Origin of the sequence: Sphingomonas phoenicis (genome assembly GCF_047238005.1) — a bacterium.
Classification (GTDB): Bacteria; Pseudomonadota; Alphaproteobacteria; order Sphingomonadales; family Sphingomonadaceae; genus Sphingomonas.
Window position 1 is genome coordinate 1,599,201 of sequence record NZ_JBDFMC010000002.1, and the last position, 22,925, is coordinate 1,622,125.

General features: G+C 70.3%; 16 protein-coding genes. 10 read left to right on the forward strand and 6 right to left on the reverse strand.

The annotated features are described in order from the left end of the window. The first annotated feature begins 14 nt into the window (after positions 1-14). The 6 genes from ABC319_RS08915 to ABC319_RS08940 all read left to right on the forward strand — a co-directional run bounded on the left by ABC319_RS08915 (position 15) and on the right by ABC319_RS08940 (position 9,241). Entirely contained in the window at positions 15-707 is a 693-nt protein-coding gene (locus ABC319_RS08915; protein WP_413069879.1) for an ABC transporter ATP-binding protein, read from the forward strand. Beyond that, positions 704-3,214, forward strand: a complete 2,511-nt coding sequence (locus ABC319_RS08920) for an ABC transporter permease (protein WP_413069880.1) — start codon at positions 704-706, stop codon at positions 3,212-3,214. The genes ABC319_RS08915 and ABC319_RS08920 overlap by 4 nt, the downstream gene beginning before the upstream one ends. A 140-nt stretch (positions 3,215-3,354) precedes the next feature. Next, positions 3,355-5,493 carry a TonB-dependent receptor gene (locus ABC319_RS08925; protein WP_413069881.1) on the forward strand — a complete coding sequence of 713 codons (2,139 nt, stop codon included), beginning with the start codon at positions 3,355-3,357 and terminating at the stop codon, positions 5,491-5,493. A 141-nt stretch (positions 5,494-5,634) separates the two neighbouring features. Then, complete coding sequence (locus ABC319_RS08930; protein ID WP_413069882.1) at positions 5,635-6,348, forward strand: ZIP family metal transporter; 714 nt, start codon at positions 5,635-5,637, stop codon at positions 6,346-6,348. Continuing rightward, entirely contained in the window at positions 6,336-7,646 is a 1,311-nt protein-coding gene (locus ABC319_RS08935) for an MFS transporter (RefSeq protein ID WP_413069883.1), read from the forward strand. Before ABC319_RS08930 ends, ABC319_RS08935 begins: the two co-directional genes overlap by 13 nt. Positions 7,647-7,696: 50 nt before the next feature. Continuing rightward, positions 7,697-9,241 carry a DUF389 domain-containing protein gene (locus tag ABC319_RS08940; RefSeq protein ID WP_413069884.1) on the forward strand — a complete coding sequence of 515 codons (1,545 nt, stop codon included), beginning with the start codon at positions 7,697-7,699 and terminating at the stop codon, positions 9,239-9,241. A gap of 1 nt (position 9,242) precedes the next feature. On the opposite strand, the gene ABC319_RS08945 is transcribed toward ABC319_RS08940, so the two are convergent. Together ABC319_RS08945 and ABC319_RS08950 are read right to left on the reverse strand one after the other, a co-directional pair. Continuing rightward, positions 9,243-11,597, reverse strand: coding sequence for a putative bifunctional diguanylate cyclase/phosphodiesterase (locus ABC319_RS08945; protein WP_413069885.1), 2,355 nt, complete (start codon positions 11,595-11,597; stop codon positions 9,243-9,245). Positions 11,598-11,604: 7 nt separating this feature from the next. Further along, positions 11,605-12,195: a cupredoxin domain-containing protein gene (locus tag ABC319_RS08950; protein ID WP_413069886.1), complete on the reverse strand. Its 591-nt coding sequence runs from the start codon at positions 12,193-12,195 to the stop codon at positions 11,605-11,607. Positions 12,196-12,323: 128 nt separating this feature from the next. Between ABC319_RS08950 and ABC319_RS08955 the strand changes: the two genes are divergently transcribed. Both ABC319_RS08955 and ABC319_RS08960 read left to right on the forward strand, forming a co-directional pair. Further along, complete coding sequence (locus tag ABC319_RS08955) at positions 12,324-13,166, forward strand: DUF3034 family protein (RefSeq protein ID WP_413069887.1); 843 nt, start codon at positions 12,324-12,326, stop codon at positions 13,164-13,166. 10 nt (positions 13,167-13,176) lie between these two features. After that, positions 13,177-13,638, forward strand: coding sequence for a group I truncated hemoglobin (locus ABC319_RS08960; protein WP_413069888.1), 462 nt, complete (start codon positions 13,177-13,179; stop codon positions 13,636-13,638). 3 nt (positions 13,639-13,641) lie between these two features. Here the strand turns inward: ABC319_RS08960 and ABC319_RS08965 are convergent, their stop codons facing one another. The 4 genes from ABC319_RS08965 to ABC319_RS08980 all read right to left on the reverse strand — a co-directional run bounded on the left by ABC319_RS08965 (position 13,642) and on the right by ABC319_RS08980 (position 20,160). Next, the gene (locus tag ABC319_RS08965; protein WP_413069889.1) at positions 13,642-14,634 is read right to left on the reverse strand and encodes a DUF2891 domain-containing protein; all 993 of its coding nucleotides are present in this window, start codon (positions 14,632-14,634) and stop codon (positions 13,642-13,644) included. Next, entirely contained in the window at positions 14,631-15,536 is a 906-nt protein-coding gene (locus ABC319_RS08970) for a DUF979 domain-containing protein (RefSeq protein ID WP_413069890.1), read from the reverse strand. The genes ABC319_RS08965 and ABC319_RS08970 overlap by 4 nt, the downstream gene beginning before the upstream one ends. Continuing rightward, positions 15,533-16,213 (reverse strand): DUF969 domain-containing protein, encoded by a 681-nt coding sequence (locus tag ABC319_RS08975; protein ID WP_413071663.1) that lies wholly within the window; start codon positions 16,211-16,213, stop codon positions 15,533-15,535. The genes ABC319_RS08970 and ABC319_RS08975 overlap by 4 nt, the downstream gene beginning before the upstream one ends. A 365-nt stretch (positions 16,214-16,578) precedes the next feature. Next, a complete protein-coding gene (locus ABC319_RS08980) occupies positions 16,579-20,160 on the reverse strand; it encodes a hydantoinase B/oxoprolinase family protein (protein ID WP_413069891.1) in 3,582 nt (1,193 codons plus the stop codon). 179 nt (positions 20,161-20,339) lie between these two features. Here ABC319_RS08980 and ABC319_RS08985 point away from each other — a divergent pair, with 179 nt between their 5' ends. After that, complete coding sequence (locus ABC319_RS08985; RefSeq protein ID WP_413069892.1) at positions 20,340-22,604, forward strand: TonB-dependent siderophore receptor; 2,265 nt, start codon at positions 20,340-20,342, stop codon at positions 22,602-22,604. After that, positions 22,601-22,924 carry a hypothetical protein gene (locus ABC319_RS08990; RefSeq protein WP_413069893.1) on the forward strand — a complete coding sequence of 108 codons (324 nt, stop codon included), beginning with the start codon at positions 22,601-22,603 and terminating at the stop codon, positions 22,922-22,924. The genes ABC319_RS08985 and ABC319_RS08990 overlap by 4 nt, the downstream gene beginning before the upstream one ends. The last annotated feature ends 1 nt before the right edge of the window (position 22,925 follow it).

Below are 22,925 nucleotides of genomic sequence, written 5' to 3' on the forward strand. Positions count from 1 at the left end.
GGCGGCTCCCACCCATGACGACGTCCGATATGGCTATCACCGCCCGCGGTGTCACCCTCACCCTGGGCAGCGCGGATGCGCCCACGACCATCCTGAAGGGCATCGATCTCGCCATCCCCGTCGGGACCAGCGTCGCGCTGCTCGGCGCATCGGGATCGGGCAAGTCGTCGCTGATGGCGGTCCTGTCCGGCCTTGAGCAGGCGAGCGGCGGAGACGTGAGGGTCGGCGACCTCGATTTCGGCGGCCTGGACGAGGATGCGCTGGCACGGGCCCGACGCGGGCGCATCGGCATCGTTCTTCAGGCATTTCACCTCCTGCCGTCGATGACCGCGCACGAGAATGTCGCCGTGCCGATGGAACTGGCCGGCATGGCCGACGCGTGGCCGCGCGCGGCTGCCGAACTGGATGCGGTGGGTCTGGGCCACCGCCTGAACCACCTGCCCGCGCAACTGTCCGGCGGTGAGCAGCAGCGGGTGGCGATCGCGCGCGCGCTGGGCCCCCGGCCGCCGCTGGTCTTCGCCGACGAGCCGACCGGAAATCTGGATGCGACCACCGGTGGCCAGATCATGGACCTGCTGTTTGATCGCCGGGCGGCGACCGGCGCGACGCTGGTCGTCATCACCCATGACGTTGCCCTTGCCGGCCGCTGCGACCGGACGGTCGAGCTGTCGGACGGGCGCATCGTCGCGGACAGCATGCCGGCATGAGCGGATGGTCGCTGGCGTGGCGGCTCGCCCGGCGCGAACTGGATGGTCGTTTCCGCGGGTTGCGCCTGCTGCTCGCCTGCCTGATCCTGGGTGTCGGCGCGCTCGCTGCCATCGGCAGCCTGACCGAGGCGATTGGCCGTGAACTCGCGTCGCGCGGCGCGGTGATCCTTGGCGGCGATGTGGAGGTGGCGGCATCGCAGCGATCGGCGCTGCCGTCAGAGCGGAGCGCGCTGGCGCGGATGGGCGCCATGTCCGAAACCGTGCGGATGCAATCCAGCGCGATCGCAGGACCGGCATCGGCGCCGGTGGTTGTACCGATCGAGCTGAAGGGGGTCGACGGTGCCTATCCACTCTACGGATCGCTGCGACTGGCAAACGGTCGCCGCGCAGCCGCCCCGGATGCGGGCGGCGTGTTCATCGGGCCGGCGCTCGCCGACCGGTTGAACGCCCGCGTCGGCGACGCCATCCGGCTCGGCAGTGCCGGCTTCGTCGTCCGCGGCATCATCGCGGACGAGCCGGATCGGCTGGGCGAAGGCTTCACCCTTGGCGCGGTCGCCCTCGTGTCGATGGCCGGGATCGATCGCACCGGACTGGTCCAGCCCGGCAGCCTGTACGAGAGCAAATACCGCATCCGCCTGGCGCCCCGGGCCGATCCTGCTGCGGCGATCGCGCGGTTCAAGGCAGCCTTCCCGGCCGCCGGCTGGGAAGCCCGCACCCGCGACCGCGCCGCACCGGGCGCTGCTCGTCTGGTCGACCGGATGGGCGAGTTCCTGCTGCTGGTCGGCCTGTCCGCGCTGATCATCGCCGGGATCGGCGTCGGCAACGGGGTCTCGTCTTATCTCGCCGCCCGTCGCCGCAGCATCGCCATGCTGAAGGTGATGGGTGCTACGTCGAGCCTCGTCACCCGCACCTACCTGCTCCAGATCGGGGTCGTCGCCGCCGGCGGCATCGCCATCGGCCTCGCGATCGGCGTCGCCGCGGTACCGCTGCTGATGTGGCTGGCCAGCGATGCGCTGCCCGTCGCGCCACGCTTCGCGATCGAGCCGGTGCCGCTGGCCCTAGCTGCCGCGCACGGACTGCTGATCGCGCTGGCCTTCGCCCTGCCCCCGCTGATCGCGGCGGGGCGGACACCCGCCGCCGGGCTGTTGCGCGGGGCGGTGCAGGCCGGAACGGTGTCGCGCTGGCGATTGCTGCCTCCGGCTTTCCTCGCGCTGGCCTCGTCGATGGCGCTGGCGCTCGGCAGCAGCACGCGGCCGGCGCTCGCCGCCGGCTTCATGGGCGCGGTGGCAGGGGTGCTGGTGTTGCTGACCGGGTTCGGCTGGCTGGTCCGTCGCCTTGCCGCGGCCTTGCCGCGACCGCGCCGGCCGCTGCTGCGCCTCGCCATCGCCGGGCTGCATCGGCCGGGGGCGCAGACGGTCGCACTGGTCGTGGCGCTGGGCCTCGGACTGACGCTGTTCGTACTGCTCGCCTCGATCCGCACCGCAATCGACGCCAATATCCAGCGCACCGTACCGGCCCGCGCGCCCGCGCTCTTCGCCCTCGACGTGCCGCGCGACCGGGAGGCGCAGTTCCGCCGCACCGTCACCGCCATCGCCCCGGCCGCGAGCATCGCCACCGTGCCGGCGATGCGCGGCACGATCACCGGGTATGGCACGACCCGGGTCGCCGATCTGAAGACCATCCCGGAGGGGGCCTGGGCGTTGCGCGGAGAGCGCGGACTGACCTACTCGACGATGTTGCCGGAGGGTAGCGAGATCACCGCCGGCCGTTGGTGGCCGAAGGATTACGCGGGCCCGCCGCTGGTGTCGGTCGACGAACGCCTTGCCCGCGTACTGGACCTGAAACTGGGCGATCCGCTGACGATCAGCCTGTTGGGGGTGGAGCGGACGGCGCGCATCGCCTCGTTCCGGCGGATCAACTGGGACACGCTGGGTTTCAATTTCGTCCTCGTCTTCTCACCCAATGCGATCGCCGATGCGCCGCATAACCTGGCGGCCACGATCGACCTGCCGACAGGACAGGAAAGCCGCGTCATCCGTGCCTTGCTCGCGCCCTTCCCGTCGGTTTCGGTCATCGAGGTGCGCGATGTCCTCGATCAGGTACGTGGCCTGGTTACCCAGATGGCGACCGCCATATCCGCCGCAGCCGCGGTCGCGGTGCTGGCCGGCATCGCCGTGCTGGTCGGCGCCATCGCCGCCGCGCGCGAGGTCCGCACCTATGACGGCGTCATCCTGCGTACGCTGGGCGCGACCCGCCTGCAGGTGCTCGGCAGTCAGGCGATCGAGTACGCGCTTCTCGCTATTGCTGTCTCGATCCTGGCGCTGGCGGTCGGGCTGGGCGGGGCGTGGTACGTCGTCACGCAGGTCTTCTCCTTCCAGTGGCTGCCCGATCCGCTGGCGGTCGGGCTGACGCTCGTCATCGGTGCGGCGACTACGATGGCGCTCGGGCTGGCCGGGGCATGGCCGGTTCTCGGCACGCGACCGGCGGCGGCGCTGCGGCAGGTCTAGCCAGACGCGTCGGCTGTCCCGGCGTCCGGCCGGATGGATCATCATCAACGAACGATCGCCGCATCCTGACGCACAATTCACTTGTTACAATATAACATGGCCGTTAAGCGCTTGCGTCATCAGGTTCAGGAGGTATGGCCATGGTCAGGTTTTCGCTCGGGGCAGGGCTGATCGCGCTTGCCACCGCATCGGCTGCGCAGGCGCAGGATGAGCCCGCAGTCACGAGTGCACCAGCGGCCGCGCGTCCTGCCCAGCCGCCCGAGATCATCGTCACGGGCATCATCGATCAGACGGAGCAGGACGTGCTGCAGGGCACGTCGGTCCTCTCGGGCGAGCAGCTGGCGCGCGACCTGCGCCCGACGATCGGCGAGACGCTGGCCCGCCTCCCCGGCGTGTCGGCGACGTCGTTCGGCCCCAGTGCGTCCCGCCCGATCCTGCGCGGCTTCCAGGGCGAGCGCATCCGCGTCCTGACCGACGGGATCGGCTCGATCGACGTGTCGAACACCAGCGTCGATCACGCCGTCATCATCAATCCGCTGCTCGCCGAGCGGGTCGAGGTTCTGCGCGGCCCCTCCGCGCTGCTGTTCGGTTCGTCGGCGGTGGGCGGTGTCGTCAACGTGATCGACACCCGCATCCCGCGCCGCTTGCCCACCAACGGCTACCGCTTCGACGCGATCGCCAATTACGGCTCCGCCGCCAACGAGCGGTCGGGATCGGCGGCAGGCGATGTCGCGGTCGGTCAGCATCTGGTTCTCCATGCCGACGGTTCGTACCTGAAGAGCGACGATCTGGAGATCGGCGGCTACGCCCTTTCCCCCGCCGCCCGTGCCGCCGCGCTGTCGCAGGTCGGCCTGCCGCAGACCGGCGATGAGCCGATCGATTTCGCCGCCTCCGCCGGCATCCGCGGCCGCCTGCCCAACTCGGCCAGCGAAACATGGACGGCCGGCGTCGGCGCGACGATCGTCACAGATCGCGGCACGCTCGGCGTCTCCTACGGCCATTACGACAGTCTGTACGGCGTTCCCGTCCGCTACGCGACCGCGATCGGGCAGGAGCAGGAAGCGCCTCGCCTCGACGTGGCGCAGGACCGGGTCGACCTGCGCGGCGAGGTGAATGTCGACGGGCCGCTGATCGACAGCATCCGCATCCGCCTGGGCCACGCCAATTACCGCCATTTCGAGCTGGAGGAGGACGGCTCGGTCGGCACCGCCTTCTACAACAACGGCACCGAGGGCCGGTTCGAGATCCTGCAAGCGAACCGCGGCGGCTGGAAGGGTGCAACCGGCGTCCAGTACCTGAACCGCCTGTTCGACGTCGATGGCGACGAGGCGTTCCTGCCTGCCAACGAGACCAACCAGACCGGCATCTTCACCCTTCAGCAATACGACGCCGGCGCGCTCAAGGTGGCGGGCGGCGCCCGGTACGAGTGGAGCAGCCTGTCGGCCCGACCGCTGCCCGGCCAGTCGCAGTTCTTCCGCGGCCAGCGCGATTTCGGCGCGCTCTCCGCCTCGCTTGGCGCATCCTATGGGCTCAGCGATGCGGTTCGCGTCGGATTGAACGGCTCGCGGACCGAACGCGCACCCTCTGGGGAGGAACTGTTCGCCAACGGCCCCCATGCCGGCACCCAGGCCTATGAGCTGGGCAACGAGAATTTCGGCAAGGAAAAGAGCTGGGGGCTGGAGGCGACCTTCCACGCCCATACCGACCGCTTCAGCCTCGACGCGTCGGCCTATTACAACTGGTTCACCGGCTATATTTCCGAGAACCGCGTCGACCCGTCGGCTTGCACCGCGGTTGCGCCCGACGGCGAGGTGGATCTGCCGTGCTTCCAGTACCAGCAGGCCGATGCCCGCTATTACGGGTTCGAGGCAGACGCGTCTGCTCACCTGTTCACGATCGGCACCACGCGACTGAACGCCGACATCCTGGGCGACTATGTCCGTGCCAACATCGTCGATCTCGGCCCGGTGCCCCGCATCCCGCCGGCACGCGTGCTTAGCGGCATCGAGGCGCAGAACGACCTGTTCACCGCCCGCGCGGAGGTGGAGCATCTATTCGAGCAGAACCGGATCGCCGCATTCGAAACGGCGACGCGCGACTACACGATCGTCAACGCCAGTATCGCGCTGTCGCCGTTCGGCAAGGACAGCAAGACCTCGCTGCTGCTGTCCGCCAACAACATCTTCGATCAGAATGTCCGCCGCCATGCCAGCTTCCTCAAGGATTTCGCTCCGCTCGCCGGGCGCGATCTGCGTGCGACACTGCGCGTGGGACTGTAGGCGACCGAGCGAGGCCTCTTCCGTCGACACCGCGCGCTCAGCGACGACGTGGCCGGAACATCGTCGTCACGCACTGTTACAACATGACTTCGCCCGCGACGGCGTTAGGATGGCGATGAAGGTCTCGGCAGGCGGGGATTGATGGACGAGGCTTGGCTACCCCTGGGGTTCGGCGTCGCGGCAAGCGCGGCGACGCTGCTCGGCGGCGCGATCGCGCTCCGCTTCCATCACCGCATCTCGCTCGTGCTCGGGCTGGCGGCCGGCATCGTTCTGGGCGTCGCCCTGATCGACCTGATACCGGAGGCTTTGTCTCTGGGTGCCGGCCTGTACGATCCGCGAACGATCCTGGCCTGTGTCGCCGCAGGGTTCGCGGCCTACATGCTGCTTGACCGTGCGCTGGCTACGGTTGGACGCACGGCGGCGCCATGGCGGGACCATCTCGGCCCCGCCAGCCTGACGCTCCACAGCTTCCTCGACGGCATGGGCATCGGCTTGGCGTTCCAGATGTCGCCGGCGATCGGCTGGGTGCTGGCGCTCGCCGTCCTGACCCACGACATCGCCGACGGCATCAACACCGTCAGCCTGTCGCTCACCGGCAGCCGCCCGGGCCTCGCGCGGCGCTGGCTGCTGGTCAACGGCATGGCGCCGCTTGCCGGCGTCGTGCTGGGGCTGCTGGTGCGTGTGCCCGATGCGATGCTGGCACCGTTGCTCGGTGCGTTCGCCGGCGTGTTCCTGTTCATCGGCGGCTGCGAACTGATCCCGCGCAGCCGGTTGCGCGACCCGCGCCTGCGTGCGACGATAGCGACAATAATGGGGATGGTGCTGATGCTGCTGGTGACACAATGGGCCCACTAGAGTCCGTCGGCTCCGCTCCCCCGCCCAGTCAACGCGATCGGCTGAAGGCGATCATCGGCGGATCGACCGGCAATCTGGTCGAGTGGTTCGACTGGTACGTCTATTCCGCCTTCACGCTTTATTTCGCACCGCACTTCTTTCCGTCGGAGGATCGCACCGCGCAACTGCTGTCGGCCGCCGCGGTGTTCGCCGTCGGGTTCGTCATGCGGCCGATCGGCGCGTGGATCATGGGCATCTATGCCGACCGGCACGGGCGAAAGGCCGGGCTGACCCTGTCGGTGACGCTGATGTGCATGGGCTCGCTCATCATCGCCTGCACGCCGGGGTACGAGACGATCGGCGTCGTCGCCCCAGCGCTGCTGGTGCTCGCCCGCCTGATGCAGGGCCTCAGCGTCGGTGGCGAATATGGCGCCAGCGCGACCTATCTGTCCGAAATGGCGGGCAAGGACCGGCGCGGCTTCTTCTCCAGCTTCCAGTATGTCACGCTGATCTCCGGCCAGCTGCTCGCCATCCTCGTCCTCCTGATCCTGCAGGCGAGCATGAGCGAGGCCGACCTCGATGCATGGGGCTGGCGAATCCCGTTCGTCATCGGCGCGTGCCTGGCGGTCGTCGTCTTCTACCTTCGCCGCGGCCTTGCCGAAACGCAGAGCTTCCAGAACGCAAAGTCGGAAGGAGCGCCGAAATCCGGTTTCCTCCAGCTGATCACTCATCACCCGCGCGAGACCGCGACGGTGATGCTGCTGACCGCAGGGGGCACGCTCGCCTTCTACGCCTATTCGATCTACATGCAGAAATTCCTGGTCAACACTTCCGGCTTCAGCCGCGAAGTGGCCAGCCAGATCAACGCCGCCACGCTCTTCGTCTTCATGCTGCTCCAGCCCGTCGCCGGCGCGCTGTCGGACCGGATCGGACGCAAGCCGTTGATGGTGGGTTTCGGCATCGCCGGCGTCGTCTGCACCTACCCCATCTTCACCCTGCTGGAGGGGACGCGCGATCCGCTGACCGCCGGTTTGCTGGTGATGGCGGCGCTGATCATCGTCACCGGCTACACCTCGATCAACGCGGTGGTGAAAGCGGAACTGTTCCCCGCCCACATCCGCGCGCTGGGCGTCGCGCTGCCCTATGCGCTCGCCAACACCCTGTTCGGCGGCACCGCCGAATATGTCGCGCTGTCGTTCAAGGACGCGGGGTTCGAGCGCGGCTTCTACTGGTACGTCACGGCGATGATCGGCATTTCGCTGATCGTCTATCTCAGGATGCGCGACACCCGCCACCACAGCCGCATCGCCGAGGATTGAGCAGGCCGGCCGGGAACTTCTCCCCGCCGCGCCGCTTCCCCTGATGGAGCGTGATCGCCCGTCGCGGCCACGACGTGGAGCAAGGGGAATATCGCCGGATGACGATGGCGCAGAACGGCGAGGACGGGATGTCCGCGCGCCGCCGCTGGAAGAAGTGGATCACCTACAGCGTCGATCATGACGCGGTGCTGCGCCAGATCGCCGACGAATCCGGCTGGTCGGGCCGGTACGCCTTCCTGATCCTGGTATCCGCCGCGATTTCGCTGCTCGGTTTGCTGATGCCGTCGGTGGCGGTGCTGATCGGCGCGATGCTGCTGTCGCCGCTGATGATGCCGATCATCGGCATCGGCTTCGGCGTCGCCACGCTGGATTTCCGGGAGATCCGCCGCGCCGCCTTCGCCCTGCTTGCGGGGTCGGCAATCGCGGTGCTGCTCTCGATCGCGCTCGTCTCGATCTCTCCCCTGCAGACGATCACCAGCGAAATCGCGGGGCGGACCCGCCCGACCCTGTTCGATCTGCTCGTCGCGCTGCTGTCCGCGCTGGCCGGCGCCTATGCGCTGATCCGGGGCCGGGGCGGCACGGTGGTGGGCGTCGCCATCGCCATCGCGCTGATGCCCCCGCTCGTCGTGGTCGGCTTCGGCATCGCGACCGCGAACCTGACGGTGTTCGTCGGCTCGCTGCTCCTGTTCCTGACCAATGCCGTCACGATCGCGCTGACCGTCGCGCTGGTCGCGCGCTTCTATGGCTTCGGCAGCCATCTGTCGCCGCATCACACCGGCTGGCAGCTGGCGCTGTTCGTCGGCGCGCTCGGCATTCTGTCCGTGCCGCTGGCGGCGGGACTGCGCCAGATCGCGTTCGAATCCGTCGCGCAGCGACAGGTGCGCGATACGGTCGGTGCACGCTTTCCCCAGGAGGCGCGATTGAGCCAGCTGGACATCGACTACGCCCGCACCCCGATCCGCGTGCGGGCGGTGGTGCTGACCCCCGACACGATGCCGCAGGCCGACCGCCTTCTCGCCGCCGACCTGCAACGTCGCCTGTCACGGCCGGTCGACATCCATGTCGATCAGCTGCGCATCTCGCCCGACACCGGTGCGGCGGAGGCGGCCCAGATCGCGCAGGCCGGCGACACGGCCGCCCCCGCCGCGCGTGCCGATCGCGCCGCGGCGGACCTGGCCCTCATCGCCGGGATCGAGGGCACGGCGGTGCGCGTCGACCAGGCGGGACGGCGGCTGTCGGCCACGGCAGCCTCCCTGCCCGGCCTCGGGCTTGCCGGCTACCGGGCTCTGGAGACGCGAGCGGGCATGGCGCTGCCCGACTGGACGGTCGCCCTCGCACCGCCCGCCGACACGCCACTGCCCGAAATCGCCATTCGCCACGGCGTGATCGACGACGTGACGCTGGGTATCGCCGCGTGGGGATCCGCGCGGACCGGACGCTCCGTCTCGGTACGCGGCGGGACCCGCGCCCAGCGGAACGCCATCGCGGAGGGTATCGTCGCCCGCGGCGGCCGCGCCGAACCCGGGCCGGCCGCCGGTCCCCTCGCGCTGGCGTGGGTGGCCGATCCCGGCGCTGCGGGCGCCGAAATGCCCTAGATCATGCGACCGCGCGCATCGGTTGCGCGATCTGCGCCATCGCCGCCGCCGCATCGACCGGGCGGCTGAACAGGTAACCCTGGATGGTTCCGCACCCCTGCGCGCGCAATGCCGCCAGCTGCGCCTCCGTCTCGACGCCCTCTGCCGTGGTGTCCGTGTTCAACGCCGCGGCGAGATCGATGATCGCCTGCACAATGGCGGCAGCGCTCTTGTCCTCGGCGACGGGGATGACGAACGATCGGTCGATCTTGATCTTGTCGAAGGGGAAGCTGCGCAGGTAGCTGAGCGAGGAATAGCCGGTACCGAAATCGTCCAGCGCGATCCGCACGCCCATCGCGCGCAACCGGTGGAGCAGCGCCACCACCGGCCCCTCGCCGTCCAGGAACACCGATTCGGTGATCTCCACCTCCAGCCGTCGCGGCTCCAGCGCGCTCGCCGCCAGCGCCTGCAGCACGACCGACTGGAAGCCCGGGCTGCGGAACTGCAGTGCGGATACGTTCACCGCGATCCGGACATGCCCGGGCCAGCGGGTCGCGGTGCGGCATGCCTCGCGCATCACCCACTCGCCGATCGGCACGATCAGCCCGGTCTCCTCCGCGATCGGGATGAACTCGGTCGGCGACAACCAGCCGCGGGTCGGATGATGCCAGCGCAACAGCGCCTCGAACCCGCCGATCCGGTCGGCCTTCAGGTCGAAGATCGGCTGGAAAGCCAGCGTGAACTGCCCCTGGCTCACCGCCTCGCGCAGGTCGAGTTCCAGTTCGCGCCGCTTCCGCGCCGCCTCGTCCAGCGCCTGCTCGAAGAAGCGCAGCACGCCGCGTCCGTCCGTCTTCGCGCGGTACAGCGCCAGACCGGCGCTTTTCAGCAGCGTGTCGGCATCAGCCCCGTCACCGGGGCCAACCGCGATGCCGATGCTGACCCCGATGGTGATCGGATGCTCCCCGACGACCAGCGGTGTCGCCAGGGCGTCCAGGATAGCCTGGGCCAGGGCGCGCGGGCGATCCGGCGCGGGCTCGGCCAGGACGATCGCGAACTCGTCCGCGCTCAACCGCGCGATATACCCGTCGGGTGCCATCGTCGGCAGCAGATCGCCGATCTGCCGCAGCAGCCCGTCGCCGACCCCGTGGCCCAGCGTATCGTTCACCGCCTTGAACCGGTCGAGGTCCAGACACAGCACGGCCACCCCGCCATGCCGATCGGCGCCCGTCCGCGCGCTGCGCGCCATCAGCTGTTCCAGCGTCTCGCGCAGCGACACGCGATTGGGCAGGCCGGTCAGCGTGTCGTTGAACGCCAGATCGGCGATCCGCTGCTCGCGCTCCGCGATCCCGGTCGCCATGCGGTTGAAACTGGCGGCCAACCGCCCGATCTCGTCGCGCCCGACCACCTCGACCTCGGCATGGGCGCCCTCCTCCACCAGCCTCGCCGCCTTGTCGAGCGCGGCGATGGGACGAGCGATGCTGCGGGCCAGCCGGCGGCTACCCACCACCACCAGCAGGAGTCCGACCAGCCCCGCGGCGCCGATCCCCAGTTCCAGTGGGCGGTATGGCGCCAGCGCCGCGGCGTAGGGGTAACGGATCAGCAGCGCCGCCTCTGCCCGTTTGCCGATCCCGGCCAGCGGCTTCGCCAGCGCCAGCGCGCCGCCATCCGCCTGATCCAGCACCGCCGGTGTCCGCGCACCGCGCGGCGCATCGACCAGCCGGTCGAGCGCCGGTTCCGGCCGCAAGGTGCCATCGATCGATGTCCAGCTTCCGTCGTCGGTGCGCCGGAGCATCGTCGCGATCAGCGGAATCGCCGACAGCCGCTCCAGATTGCGCATCTCCACCCCGTCCAGCGGCACCGCCAGCACGATCCAGCCGATCTCGGTCGGCGCCAGGATCGGCGACAGGACCAGCCGGAACACGCGACCGTCCACCACCACCACGGCATCGTTCTGGCCATCGGGGATCGCGAACGGCACGCCGGCGGCGGCCTTGGCCAGCGCGCCGTTCGCGCCCGTCACGACGCCGTTCGGATCGACCATCATCGCCAGCGGCACGGCGGCGCGGACGCGCAGGCTGTCGAGCGCCGAAGCGATGGTCGATCCATCGCCCGAGGCCACCGCGCTGCGGAAACCGAAATCGCGCGCGACCACGTCGGCCGCGCCTTTCAACGACGCCTCGCGCAGGGCCCAGATCCGGTCGTACACCGTCCCGCTGGCGGTCAGCTCCGCGATGACGGACGTCTGCGCGTTACGCACGATCACCAGATGCGCGATCGCCGCCACGCCGATCAGCGCGACGGCGAACAACGTCGCGTACAACGTCGCCAGCCGGGTGCGCAGCGATCCGAAGCGCAGCAGCGGCCGTACCACCCTCATCCGCATGTCAGCGGTGCAGCGTCAGCGTGGTCGACAGGCCGACCGGCCCGATCTGTGCCGGCTGGGACAGGCTGTTGCCGGCCGCGCGGATCGTCGGATGCCACACGCGCACGGTCGCGCCGCCCGCGGGCACGTTCGCGAAGGTCACCCGCCCCGCGGCGTCGGTCTGCGCGGCGAACGGCGTCGCCGTCACGAAGACGAAGCCGCTCATCGAATCATGGATGTTGCAGCCCAGTGCGACAACGCCCGGCTGGTCGAAGGTGACGGTGCGCGTGTCTTCCCGCCCGTACAGCTTCAGGTCGAACTTCTTGGGGCGGGAGAAGGAATAGACGTGGTGGCGCACCTTGTCGCGGTTGGGGAAGGCGACGGTCGCGCCGACCGGCACGATGGCGATATGCGGCTGGAACTGGATGTCGCGCTGTTCGACGGCATAGGTGCCGCGCGGCGTGGGTGCCGCTGTCCCCGGCACATCCAGGCTGACGACGGCACCCGGCAACGGTGCCCCATCGGCCCCGCGCACGACGATGGCGACGGGGGCCGCGACGGCGGTGGTGGACAGGAACGCGGCCGCGACGACGCAGGCAATAAAGCGGATCATGGCAACGGCGGTAACCGCCCCGGCTTGCCGGTCCGTAAACGGCGGCTTTACGTCACATCAACCATTGCCTCCATATCGGGGCGATCATGCGGTCCATCGTGTTTCCAATAAGTACAATAGTTTGCAGCATGGCCGTGGTGGCTGCGGCGCCGGCGATGGCGGCGGAGGCGCGCGCAGGCGGCAAGCTGCTGCTGACCGACGGCATCTCGACGGTCGAGGGGTCGGCGGGCGGCGGGATCGCGACCTGGGCGGTGATCGCCGGGCACGAGACCGATGCCGGGATCGGCGGCGCGGCCAATGCGACGCTGGTCGCCCTGCCCGATTTCACGCTGACCGGGGTCGGCGCGGCGATCGGCATCCGCAACCGCGTCGAGATATCCTATGCCCGCCAGCGGTTCGACACGCAGGATGCGGGCGCGGCGCTGGGGCTGGGCAAAGGGTTCACGTTCGGCCAGCAGGTGTTCGGGGCCAAGCTGCGGGTCGCGGGCGATGCGGTGTGGGACCAGGACCGCATCCTGCCGCAGATCAGCGTCGGCATCCAGCACCACCGCGCGACGCAGGGCGCCGTGATCGCCGCGGTCGGCGGGCGGAGCGATCGCGGCACCGATTTCTACGTCACCGCGACCAAGCTGATCCTGTCGCGCGGGCTGCTGCTGAACGGCACCATGCGCCTGACCAGGGCCAATCAATGGGGACTGCTGGGCTTCGGCGGCGACCGGCAGGCGAGCCGGACGGCCCGGTTCGAAGGATCGGCGGCGGTGCTGCTGAGCCCGCGGCTGGCGGTCGGCGGCGAGTATCGGAGCAAGCCCGACAATCTGGGCTTCGCCGAGGAGGATCCCGCGATCGACCTGTTCGCGGCCTGGGCAGTCCATCGCCATGTCACGGTCACGGCCGCCTATGCCGATCTGGGCGACATCGCCACCGTCAGGAACCAGCGCGGCCTGTTCGTCCAGCTGCGCACCGCCTTCTAGGGTCACCTCCATGCTCCTTCTCGCCCTCGCGCTTGCCGTCCAGACCCCGCCCGGCGAGGAGCCGGTCGATCCCTATCCGCAGTCGAACGCCAATGCCGGCGCGACGCCCGTATCCGGCGACCGGCTGTGGCAGGCGTTCGGCGAAGGACCCGGCGTGGCGCGCATCGTCGACCGGCTGGTCGCCCTGAACACCGCCGATCCGCGGATCAGCGATATCTTCAAGGGCCAGGACCTGGTCCGCCTGCGCCGCACGCTGAAGGAGCAGTTCTGCTACATCCTGGGCGGCGGCTGTACCTACACGGGCCGCGCGATGAAGGCGGCGCACAAGGACATGGGATTGCAGACCGCCGACATGGGCGCGCTGGTCGAGAATCTGCAGGCGGCGATGCGCGCCGAGCACGTCCCCTTCGCCGCGCAGAACGGCCTGCTGGCGAAACTGGCGCCGATGAAGCGCGACGTGGTGGAACGGTAGTCCTCACGCCTCCAGCGCCAGCAGCGCGAACGTCGCCAGCCAATGCTCGCCCATATAGGTGTCGGCGAGATGCGGCAGGGCGGCCGCCAGATGCACCGTCGCCGCGGCACCGGCGCGGCCCGCGACCGGGTGATCGCCGCCCAGTTTCGCCGCGATCGTGCGCCAGCACCATGCGCGGCTGAGGTTCAGCCCGTCGAGATGCGCGATCTTGCCGTCGCTGCGGTCGGACACGACGGCGGGTCGGAACAAGGTCGCCGGTTCGCCCCCGGCCACGCGCGGCAGGAACGCGTCGAACCAGTCGCGGAAGGTTGCGGCGTCGAACACACGGCTCATCAGCAGCGCCTCGCACAGCGCGGGCGAGAGGAACTCGTCGCCGCCCGGCTCCCATGCCTGGCAGTCGCGGTCGTTCGAGAACCAGCCGACCGCGGCCTCGGCGATCGCCGATCGCAGCGCCTGGTCGCGCGTCTCCGCCCAGTTCCAGGCCAGCGTCAGCGCGAAGCCGGTGTTGAAGTGCGTGCCGACCCGGAGCGGATAGGTCAGCCGCGGCAGGAAATCGCGGAACCGCGCGGCGAACGCATCGGCCAGCGGCGCCAGCGCGTCCCCCCATGGCGCATCGTGGCGGGCCGCCTCGTCGTGCAGCGCCAGCGCCCATGCCCAGCCATAGGGCCGCTCGAACCCCTCGGCGCCGGGCCGGTCGAGATAGGCGATCTCGCCCGCCACCTTGTCCGGCACCAGCATCGCATCGGCCCGTGCGCGGATCGCGGGTGCGGCGTCCAGATCGGGATGAAGTCGGATCAGGCGCAGCAACTGCCACCAGCCATGCACGCAGCTGTGCCAGTCGAAACTGCCATGGAAGACCGGGTGGAGCGCCGACGGGGTCTGCGCATCCTCCGGCCCGTTCAGGACGTGGAGCAGCACGTTGGGATATTCGCGCCCGACATGGCCCAGGGTCATGGCCCCGAACCGGTCGGCGGTGGTGCGGTCGAGCATGGTCATGCGATCACCCAGTACAGCAGCACGATGTTGAACAGCAGGAGCGGCAGCGCGGTCGGCACCTGCGCGCGGATCACGCCGTACCGGTCCTTCAGGTCGAGGAGCGCGGCGGGCAGCAGGTTGAAGTTCGCCGCCATCGGCGTCATCAGCGTGCCGCAGAACCCCGCCAGCATGCCGATCGCCGCGACCACCGCGGGGTCGCCGCCGGCCTGGCGGATCAGCAGCGGCACGCCGACCGCCGCCGCCATCACCGGGAAGGCGGCAAAGGCGTTGCCCATCACGATCGTGAACAGCGCCATGCCCAGCGCATAGGCCAGCACCGCACCCACCACGCTGCCCGCCGGGATCACCGCACCGACCAGCCCGCCGACCACCTCCCCCACCCCGGCCAGCGCGAACACCGCGCCCAGGCTGGCGAGCATCTGCGGCATCACCGCCACCCAGCCGATATCGTCGATCAGGCAGCGGCCGGCCACGAACGGCTCGGCGGCGCGCGCCTGCAGCATCGCCCGGCACAGCAGCAGCGCGACCAGCGTGCCGATGGTCAGCGCGACCAGCGTCGCCTGTTTCGGGTCGACGAGGCCGGGGAATTGCTTGAACGCGAAGGTGCCGACGAGCGCGGTGACCGGGATCACCAGCGCCGGCACGAACACGCGGGCGCCGTGGCGGTCGGCCGGCGGATCGACCGGATCGGCCCGGCGCATGCGCCCGGACGCGGCAAGGGCGACCAGCGTCATCACCAGCACGCCGTTGGCGACGTCGCCCAACCGGTCACCCGCTAGAAAGGACAGCGCGATCAGCGAGTAGAAGCCGGCATTGGCCAGTCGCCGGTCGCGTGCGGCGAGCAGCGCGAAGATCGCGAACACGACGCCGGCGACGCCGTAGACCAGGTTCAGCCCGATCACGCCCGCGGCTCCTGCCCCGGCGTTCGCCGCGCCAGCCGCCGGTCGAGCAGCATCAGCCGGAACCCGTGGATCAGGAACGCGGCGATCGCGGTGGGGATCGCCCACACCGACAGCTGGAGCGGCTCCAGCACGATGCCATATCCCTCCAGCACCCCCTTCATCAGCAGGATCGATCCGATCGCGATGAAGATGTCCTCTCCGAAGAACAGGCCGATATTGTCGGTCGCCGCGGCCAACGCCTTCACCCGTTCCGCCTCGTCGGTCGCGCCGCCCAGCTGCCGCTCCGCCGCAGCTTCCGCCATCGGCGCGACCAGCGGGCGGACCGTCTGCGCCGGGCCGGCGACCGAGGTGAGGCCCAGCGCCGCCGTCACCTGCCGGAACAGCAGATACCCGGTCAGCAGCCGCCCCGCCGTCGCCCCGCGCAGCCCCGCGACCAGCGAGCGGGCGCGTGCCTGCAACCCGCGCCGTTCCAGCAGCCCGATCACCGGCAGCACCATGTAGATCGCGGTGACATAACGCGTCTCGTTGAACGCGTGGCCGAAGGTGGCGAGGACGCGAACCGGGTCCAGCCCCGCCGCCAGCCCGGTGACCAGCGCCGAGACGACGATCACCAGCAGCGGATTGAACCGCAGCAGGAACCCCGCCGCGATGATGACGATGCCGGCGAGGACCAGCATCAGCGGGCGTTCCGGCGACGGATCATCGGCCATTCCGATCGCGAATGTTGAGGAAGTTTCGGGTTGCGGCGGTTTGCCGGTTGGATGGCGCTGGTGGATTGCATTGGTTTTGCAGAGGGTTGCCGCTGACGGCCGCTCGCGTGGGTAGTGGGGAAGTTTCGACAGTCATGCTGTCCCAACTTAACGGAGGCGGCGGAGCGGTACATGGGCGCACTCTATGCCGGAAGCGGGGGTGTAGGACAGGTTCGGCGTCGATCCGACCTCCGCCGGCTTTCCTCCCAACCACCCCGGCGGAGGCCGCGGCCCGGGTGGGAAGGCAGTGGTGACGGAGTGCGACGTGCATCAACGGCGTTCCCCTCCGGCCGTCACGGCCGGCGTGCCCCATACCCCCCGCCGCCCGGCGTCTCGATCACCAGTACGTCGCCCGTCGCCATGTCGATCCACGCGGTGGAGGCCAGCTCCTCGACCCGGCCGTCCGCCCGCTCGACCCGATTGACGCCCGCGGCGCCCTCCGCCCCGCCCGCCAGCCCGAACGGCGGCACGACGCGGCGATTGCTGAGGATGCCGGCCCGCAAAGGGGTCAGGAAGCGCAGGCGGCGCACCGTACCGTCGCCGCCCCGCCACTGCCCCGCCCCGCCCGATCCGCGCCGGATCGCGAACCGCTCGACCAGCACCGGGTAGCGGGCCTCCAGCACCTCCGGATCGGTCAGGCGGCTGTTGGTCATGTGCGTCTGGACCGCATCGGCGCCGGCATGGCCCGACCCCGCGCCCGCACCGCCGGCGATCGTCTCGTAATATTGATAGGTGTCGTCGCCGAAGGTCAGGTTGTTCATCGTCCCCTGGCTGGCGGCCATCGCCCCCAGCGCGCCGAGCAGCGCGTCGGTGACGACCTGGCTGACCTCCACATTCCCCGCCACCACCGCCGCGGGGGCGCGCGGGTTCAGCATGGATCCCTCCGGCACCACGATCGTCACCGGGCGCAGGAACCCCTCGTTCAGGGGCACCGCCTCGTCGACCAGCAGGCGCAGGACATAGAGGACCGCGGCGCGCGTCACCGCCAGCGGCGCGTTGAAGTTGGTCGGCCGCTGCGCGCTGGTGCCGGTGAAGTCGATCGTCGCGGTGCCGGCGTCGCGATCGACCCGCACCGCCACCTGCACCGCCGCGCCGTCGTCGAGCGCGTAGCGGAACGACCCGTCGTCCAGCGTCGCGATCATGCGCCGCGCCATCGCCTCCGCATGCGACTGCACGTGCGCCATGTAGCCGGTGACGACGCCCGCGCCCTGTCGCGCCGCCAGCCCGCGCAGCCCCTCCGCCCCGCGGGCGCAGGCGGCGACCTGCGCCGCCATGTCCGCGACGTTCTGGTCGATGTTGCGGGCCGGGTGCGGGCCGCCGGCGAGCAGGTCGCGGATCGTCCGCTCCTGCAGCACGCCGTCGTCGACGATCAGGACATTATCGAACACCACGCCCTCGTCGGCCAGCGTCGTGCTGTCGGGCGGCATCGATCCGGGCGTGGTGCCGCCGACATCGGCGTGATGCCCGCGCGCGGCGACGAAGAAGGCGGGGGCCGTCCCGTCCGCCGAGCCCGACCCGTCCGCGAACACCGGCATGACGACGGTGATGTCGGGCAGGTGGGTGCCGCCGCGATAGGGATCGTTCAGGGCATAGACCTGGCCCGCGCGCATCGTGCCGGCGCGATGGGCGATGACGGTGCGGATGCTCTCGCCCATCGATCCCAGATGCACGGGGATGTGCGGCGCGTTGGCGACCAGCCCGCCCGCCGCGTCGAACAGCGCGCACGAGAAATCCAGCCGTTCGCGGATATTGACCGAGGCGGCACTGCGTTGCAGCGCCGCGCCCATCTCCTCCGCGATGCCCATGAACAGGCCGGCGAAGATCTCCAGCCGGACGGGGTCGACCGCGTCGCTGGCGGCAACCTCGTGCCGCGCCTCGCCCCGTTCCAGCAGCAGCGTGCCGTCCGCCAGCACGGTCGCGCGCCAGCCGGGATCGACCACGACGGTCGATACCGGATCGATGACCAGCGCCGGCCCGGCGACCACCGCGCCCGCCGCCAGCCCGCCACGGGCGTGCACCGGCGCCGGCCGCGAAGCACCGGCCAGGTACATCCGGACGGTCGCGACCGGCGCGTCCGACGCCGCGGGCAGCACCGGTGCGGGCAGCGCCTGCACGCAGTCGCGCGCGGCCACCTCGACGCGCAGCCGCTCGACCACCAGTGCGTCGTCGCCGACGAAGCCGAAGCGCTGGCGGTGCGCCGCGGCGAAGGCATCGCGCATCGCGTCGGGCGCGGCCCACGCCACCTCGATCGTCTGGTCGTTGCGGGCATAGCGCAGCTGCGCCGACACGGCGGTGCCGATCGCGTCCGCCGCCACGCCCTGCGCCGCCAGCGCCGCCGCCGCCTCGTCGCGCAGGCTCGCCAGCGCGGTCGCGACCGCCGCGTCGCCCAGCGGCAGCGCCACCGTCGCCTCGCGCACCACGCTGCGCTCGGCCAGCCCGATGCCGACGGCGGAGAGCACGCCGGCCAGCGGGTGGATCAGCACCTGCTCCATCCCCAGCGCATCGGCGACCAGGCAGGCATGCTGCCCGCCCGCGCCGCCGAAACAGGCCAATGCATAGGCGGACGGATCCTCGCCGCGCGCGACCGACACGGCGCGGATCGCGCGCGCCATGTTGGCCACCGCGATCGCCACCAGCCCCTCGGCCGCCGCCTGCCGCCCCAGCCGCTCGCCGGTCGCCGCCTCGACCCGGTCGAGCAGCGCATCCAGCGCCGCCGCCGCCGCCGCGGGATCGGGGGGCAGGTCACGGTCCGGCCCGAACAGCGCGGGGAAATGATCCGGCTGGATCTTGCCCAGGATCAGGTTGCAGTCGGTGACGGTCAGCGGCCCGCCGCGGCGATAGCAGGCCGGGCCCGGATCCGCCCCCGCCGATGCCGGTCCGACCAGCAGCCTCCCGCCGTCGAACGTGCAGATCGATCCGCCGCCCGCCGCCACCGTGTCGATCCGCATCATCGGCACCGCGACGCGCACCCCCGCCAGCACCGCGTCCGACCGCCGGTCGTACGCGCCGGCATAGAGCGACACGTCGGTCGAGGTGCCGCCCATGTCGAACCCGATCACCCGGTCGAACCCGGCGCCCGCTGCGGTCCGCGCCATGCCGACGATGCCGCCCGCCGGGCCGGACAGCAGCGCGTCCTTGCCGCCGAACCGCTCGCCCGACACCAGCCCGCCGCTCGACTGCATGAACAACAGCCCCTCGCCCAGCGACGCCGACAGCGCGTCGACATAGCGGCCCAGCACCGGCGACAGATAGGCGTCGGCCAGCGTCGTGTCGCCGCGCGCGACCAGCCGGATCAGGGGGGCGGTGCGGTGGCTGACCGATACCTGATCGAACCCCGCGGCCTGCGCCAGTTCCGCCAGCGCCTCCTCATGCGCGTGGTGGCGCCAGCCGTGCATCAGCACGATCGCCACCGCACGCAGGCCGGTGGCATGGGCGGCGGCGAAGGCGGCGGCCGCCGCATCGCGGTCCAGCGGGACCAGCACGCGGCCGTCCTCGGCCACCCGCTCGTCGATCTCGACGACCTGCGCGAACAGCGGCGCGGGCCGGCGGATGTCGCGCGCGAAGATGTCCGGCCGGTCCTGGTACCCGATGGTCAGCGCGTCGCCGAAGCCGCGGGTGATCGCCAGCAGCACCGGCTCGCCGCGTCGCTCCAGCAGCGCGTTGGTCGCGATCGTCGTGCCGATCCGGATCGCGGCGGGCGGCAACGGCCCCTCCCCCACCCCGGTCAGCAGCCGGATCGCCGCCTCCGCCGCGTCGTGACGGCGACCGGGATCCTCGGACAGCAGCTTGGCGGTGACCAGCGTGCCATCGGGCCGCCGCCCGACCACGTCCGTGAAGGTGCCGCCGCGATCGATCCAGAACTGCCAGTCCGCCATGGCGGGTGCATGTCACCCTTTTCCGGGGACCGCCAGCACCGGCGTCGGCCGATCGATCAGCCGATCCGATCAATGCGGCGCGCATGACAAAAAATTCAGCTAACATCGCTAATGCTAGTGACTCGCAAGAACGAGGAGGCTAGGGAGCCCGCAACATCGAAGCATCGGGGGATTGAAGAGTGCGGTTGTTTTCCATGTTGCTCGGCGGCGTCGCGGTACTGGGCAGCGTTCCCGCCCTGGCCGAGATACCGGGTGCGGCCGGCAGCGCCGGCGCCGAGACCGCGGACCAGCGCAGCGGCGAGGAGATCGTGGTCGTCGGCAAGAGCTATGGCCGCGAGGTCGGCAAGACGGTCACCCCGCTGAAGGACGTGCCGAACACCGTCACCGTCATCGACCGCGAGCAGATCGAGGCGCAGAACCTGTTCACGCTGGAAGACGCGCTGACCGCCACCAACGGCATCACCGTGAACGGCGTGGGCAGCGAGGATCCCAGCTTCCTGTCGCGCGGCTTCGCGATCGACAACTACCTGATCGACGGCGTGCCGACCCGGTCGGTCAACTTCCCCTCGAACGTGCCGGACCTGTTCTTCTACGAACGGCTGGAGGTGCTGCGCGGCCCGGCCGGGCTGTTCAGCGGCACCGGCAATCCCGCCGGCAGCATCAACCTGGTCCGCAAGCGCCCGCTGGAAACCGCGCGGATGCAGGCGAGCGCCGGCTATGGCAGCTACGACAATCTGCGGCTGGAGCTGGACGTGTCGACCCCGGTCGGTGCCGCCGCGGGCCTTCGCGCCGGCGTGATGGCGCAGGATCAGGACCAGTTCTTCGACACCGCGCACCGCAACCGGCTGGACGCGTTCGTGGTCGGCGAGCTGAACGTCGGCGAGCGGACGACGATCACCGCCGGCGTCAATTACGACCGGTTCCGCCCGGCGATCCAGTCCGGCCTGCCCGGCATCATCGGCGGAACGGACGGCAGCGAGGGGCGGCTGCTCGACATCCGCCGTTCGACCTATCTCGGCGCCGACTGGAACCGCTTCGATGCCGAGACCTGGTCGGGCTTCGTCGAGCTGGCGCACCGCGTATCCGATCGCTGGACGCTGCGCGCGACGGGGCTCTACACCGATGTCGATCGCGTCGACATCTACAGCTATATCGGCGCGCAGCCGGTCACGCCGACCAACGGGCTGACCAACCACATCGCCTATCGCGGCGACAGCAAGCAGCAGACGCGCTCGTTCGATTTCAACGGCATCGGCAGCTTCCCGCTGTTCGGCCGCGACCAGACGCTGATCCTGGGCGTCGATTACCAGGCGTCGTCGGGCACGTCGTACTTCACCCGCCTGTCCAACTATGCGCGGATCGACGTGTACAACCCGGTCTATCCGGCCGAGCCGCCGCTGGACCCGTACGGCCCGCTGCCCTTCTATCCGGTGCAGGGATCGGGGGCGGACTGTTCGCGTGCGACCGTCGTGACCGCCACCTGCGTCCGCCAGGTCTATGGCGCGTCGGCAACCGATCTGGAGCAGTACGGCATCTATGGCCAGATGCGGCTCAGCCCGGTCGAGGGGCTGACGTTGATCGGCGGCGGCCGGCTGACCTGGTTCGACACCGATACGCAGACGTTGCTGCCGACACGCGGCATCCGCACCGGCTACACCGTCGAGAACCGCTTCACCCCCTATGCCGGCATCGTATGGGACGTGACGCCCGACCTGAACCTCTACGCCAGCTATGCCGACAGCTTCTCGCCGCAGGCGCAGCCGGTTGGGCGCCAGCGCGCCGACGGCGACGGGATCCAGCCACTGGTCGGCGAGCAGTTCGAGGCGGGCAGCAAGCTGTCGCTGATGGGCGACCGGCTGCTGCTGTCCGCCGCCGCGTACCAGATCACGCAGAAGAACCGTCTGTTCAACGATCCCGTCGACCAGACGCTCTACTACCAGCTGGGCCAGGTCCGCTCGCGCGGGATCGAGGCGGAGGCGACCGGGTACATCCTGCCGGGCTGGAAGGTGAACGGCGGCTACACCTTCACCCGCACCAAGCTGCTGGAGGACATCAACCCGTCGCTGGAGGGAACGTCGCTGGTGCCCGTCGTGCCAAAGCACATGGTGAAGCTGTTCACCAACTATGCGCCGGTCGACGGCGTGCTGGCCGGCGCCAGCCTGGGCGGCGGCCTGACCTTCTTCAGCGAGACGTTCGGCGGCGCGGCGGCGGTGCTGAACGCCGACGGCACCGTCCGCACCCGCTCCACGATCGTGCGGCAGGGCAGCTACGCCGTCGTCGACCTGCGCGCCGGATACAAGCTGACCGAGCAGCTCAGCCTGTCGGTCAACGTCAACAACGTGCTCGACAAGACCTATTACGCGCGCATCTTCTCGACCGCGCGCGGCAATTTCTACGGCACGCCGCGCACCGTGTTCGCGACCGTGCGGTACAGCTTCCCATGACCGCGGCGAGCCAGCAGGAACGCGCCGCGCTGACCGCGTGGCGGCGGCGCACCGACATGACGCTGCGCGTGATCGCGGCCGTCCCGCTCGGCTATGCGGTGGGCAGCCTGTGGGCGATGGCGCTGGCCCGGATCATCCCGGGCGACCGGGGGGAGGCGACGGTGGCGGCGACGCTGATCTCGTTCGCGATCTGCGCGGTGGCGGCGATGTGGTCGTTCTTCGCGCGCAGCGGCTGGCGCGCGGTGTGGACGCTGGTGGTGCTGGGCGGGGTGGCGGCGGCGATCACCGCCGCGTCGATCGCACTGACCGGCCGGCTGTAGG

Coding starts and splice junctions, on each gene's coding strand:
- ABC319_RS08915 (WP_413069879.1), top strand. CDS start 15: ATGACGACGTCCGATATGGCTATCACCGCCCGCGGTGTCACCCTCACC.
- ABC319_RS08920 (WP_413069880.1), top strand. CDS start 704: ATGAGCGGATGGTCGCTGGCGTGGCGGCTCGCCCGGCGCGAACTGGAT.
- ABC319_RS08925 (WP_413069881.1), top strand. CDS start 3,355: ATGGTCAGGTTTTCGCTCGGGGCAGGGCTGATCGCGCTTGCCACCGCA.
- ABC319_RS08930 (WP_413069882.1), top strand. CDS start 5,635: ATGGACGAGGCTTGGCTACCCCTGGGGTTCGGCGTCGCGGCAAGCGCG.
- ABC319_RS08935 (WP_413069883.1), top strand. CDS start 6,336: ATGGGCCCACTAGAGTCCGTCGGCTCCGCTCCCCCGCCCAGTCAACGC.
- ABC319_RS08945 (WP_413069885.1), bottom strand. CDS start 11,597: ATGAGGGTGGTACGGCCGCTGCTGCGCTTCGGATCGCTGCGCACCCGG.
- ABC319_RS08950 (WP_413069886.1), bottom strand. CDS start 12,195: ATGATCCGCTTTATTGCCTGCGTCGTCGCGGCCGCGTTCCTGTCCACC.
- ABC319_RS08955 (WP_413069887.1), top strand. CDS start 12,324: ATGGCCGTGGTGGCTGCGGCGCCGGCGATGGCGGCGGAGGCGCGCGCA.
- ABC319_RS08960 (WP_413069888.1), top strand. CDS start 13,177: ATGCTCCTTCTCGCCCTCGCGCTTGCCGTCCAGACCCCGCCCGGCGAG.
- ABC319_RS08965 (WP_413069889.1), bottom strand. CDS start 14,634: ATGACCATGCTCGACCGCACCACCGCCGACCGGTTCGGGGCCATGACC.
- ABC319_RS08975 (WP_413071663.1), bottom strand. CDS start 16,213: ATGCTGGTCCTCGCCGGCATCGTCATCATCGCGGCGGGGTTCCTGCTG.
- ABC319_RS08980 (WP_413069891.1), bottom strand. CDS start 20,160: ATGGCGGACTGGCAGTTCTGGATCGATCGCGGCGGCACCTTCACGGAC.
- ABC319_RS08990 (WP_413069893.1), top strand. CDS start 22,601: ATGACCGCGGCGAGCCAGCAGGAACGCGCCGCGCTGACCGCGTGGCGG.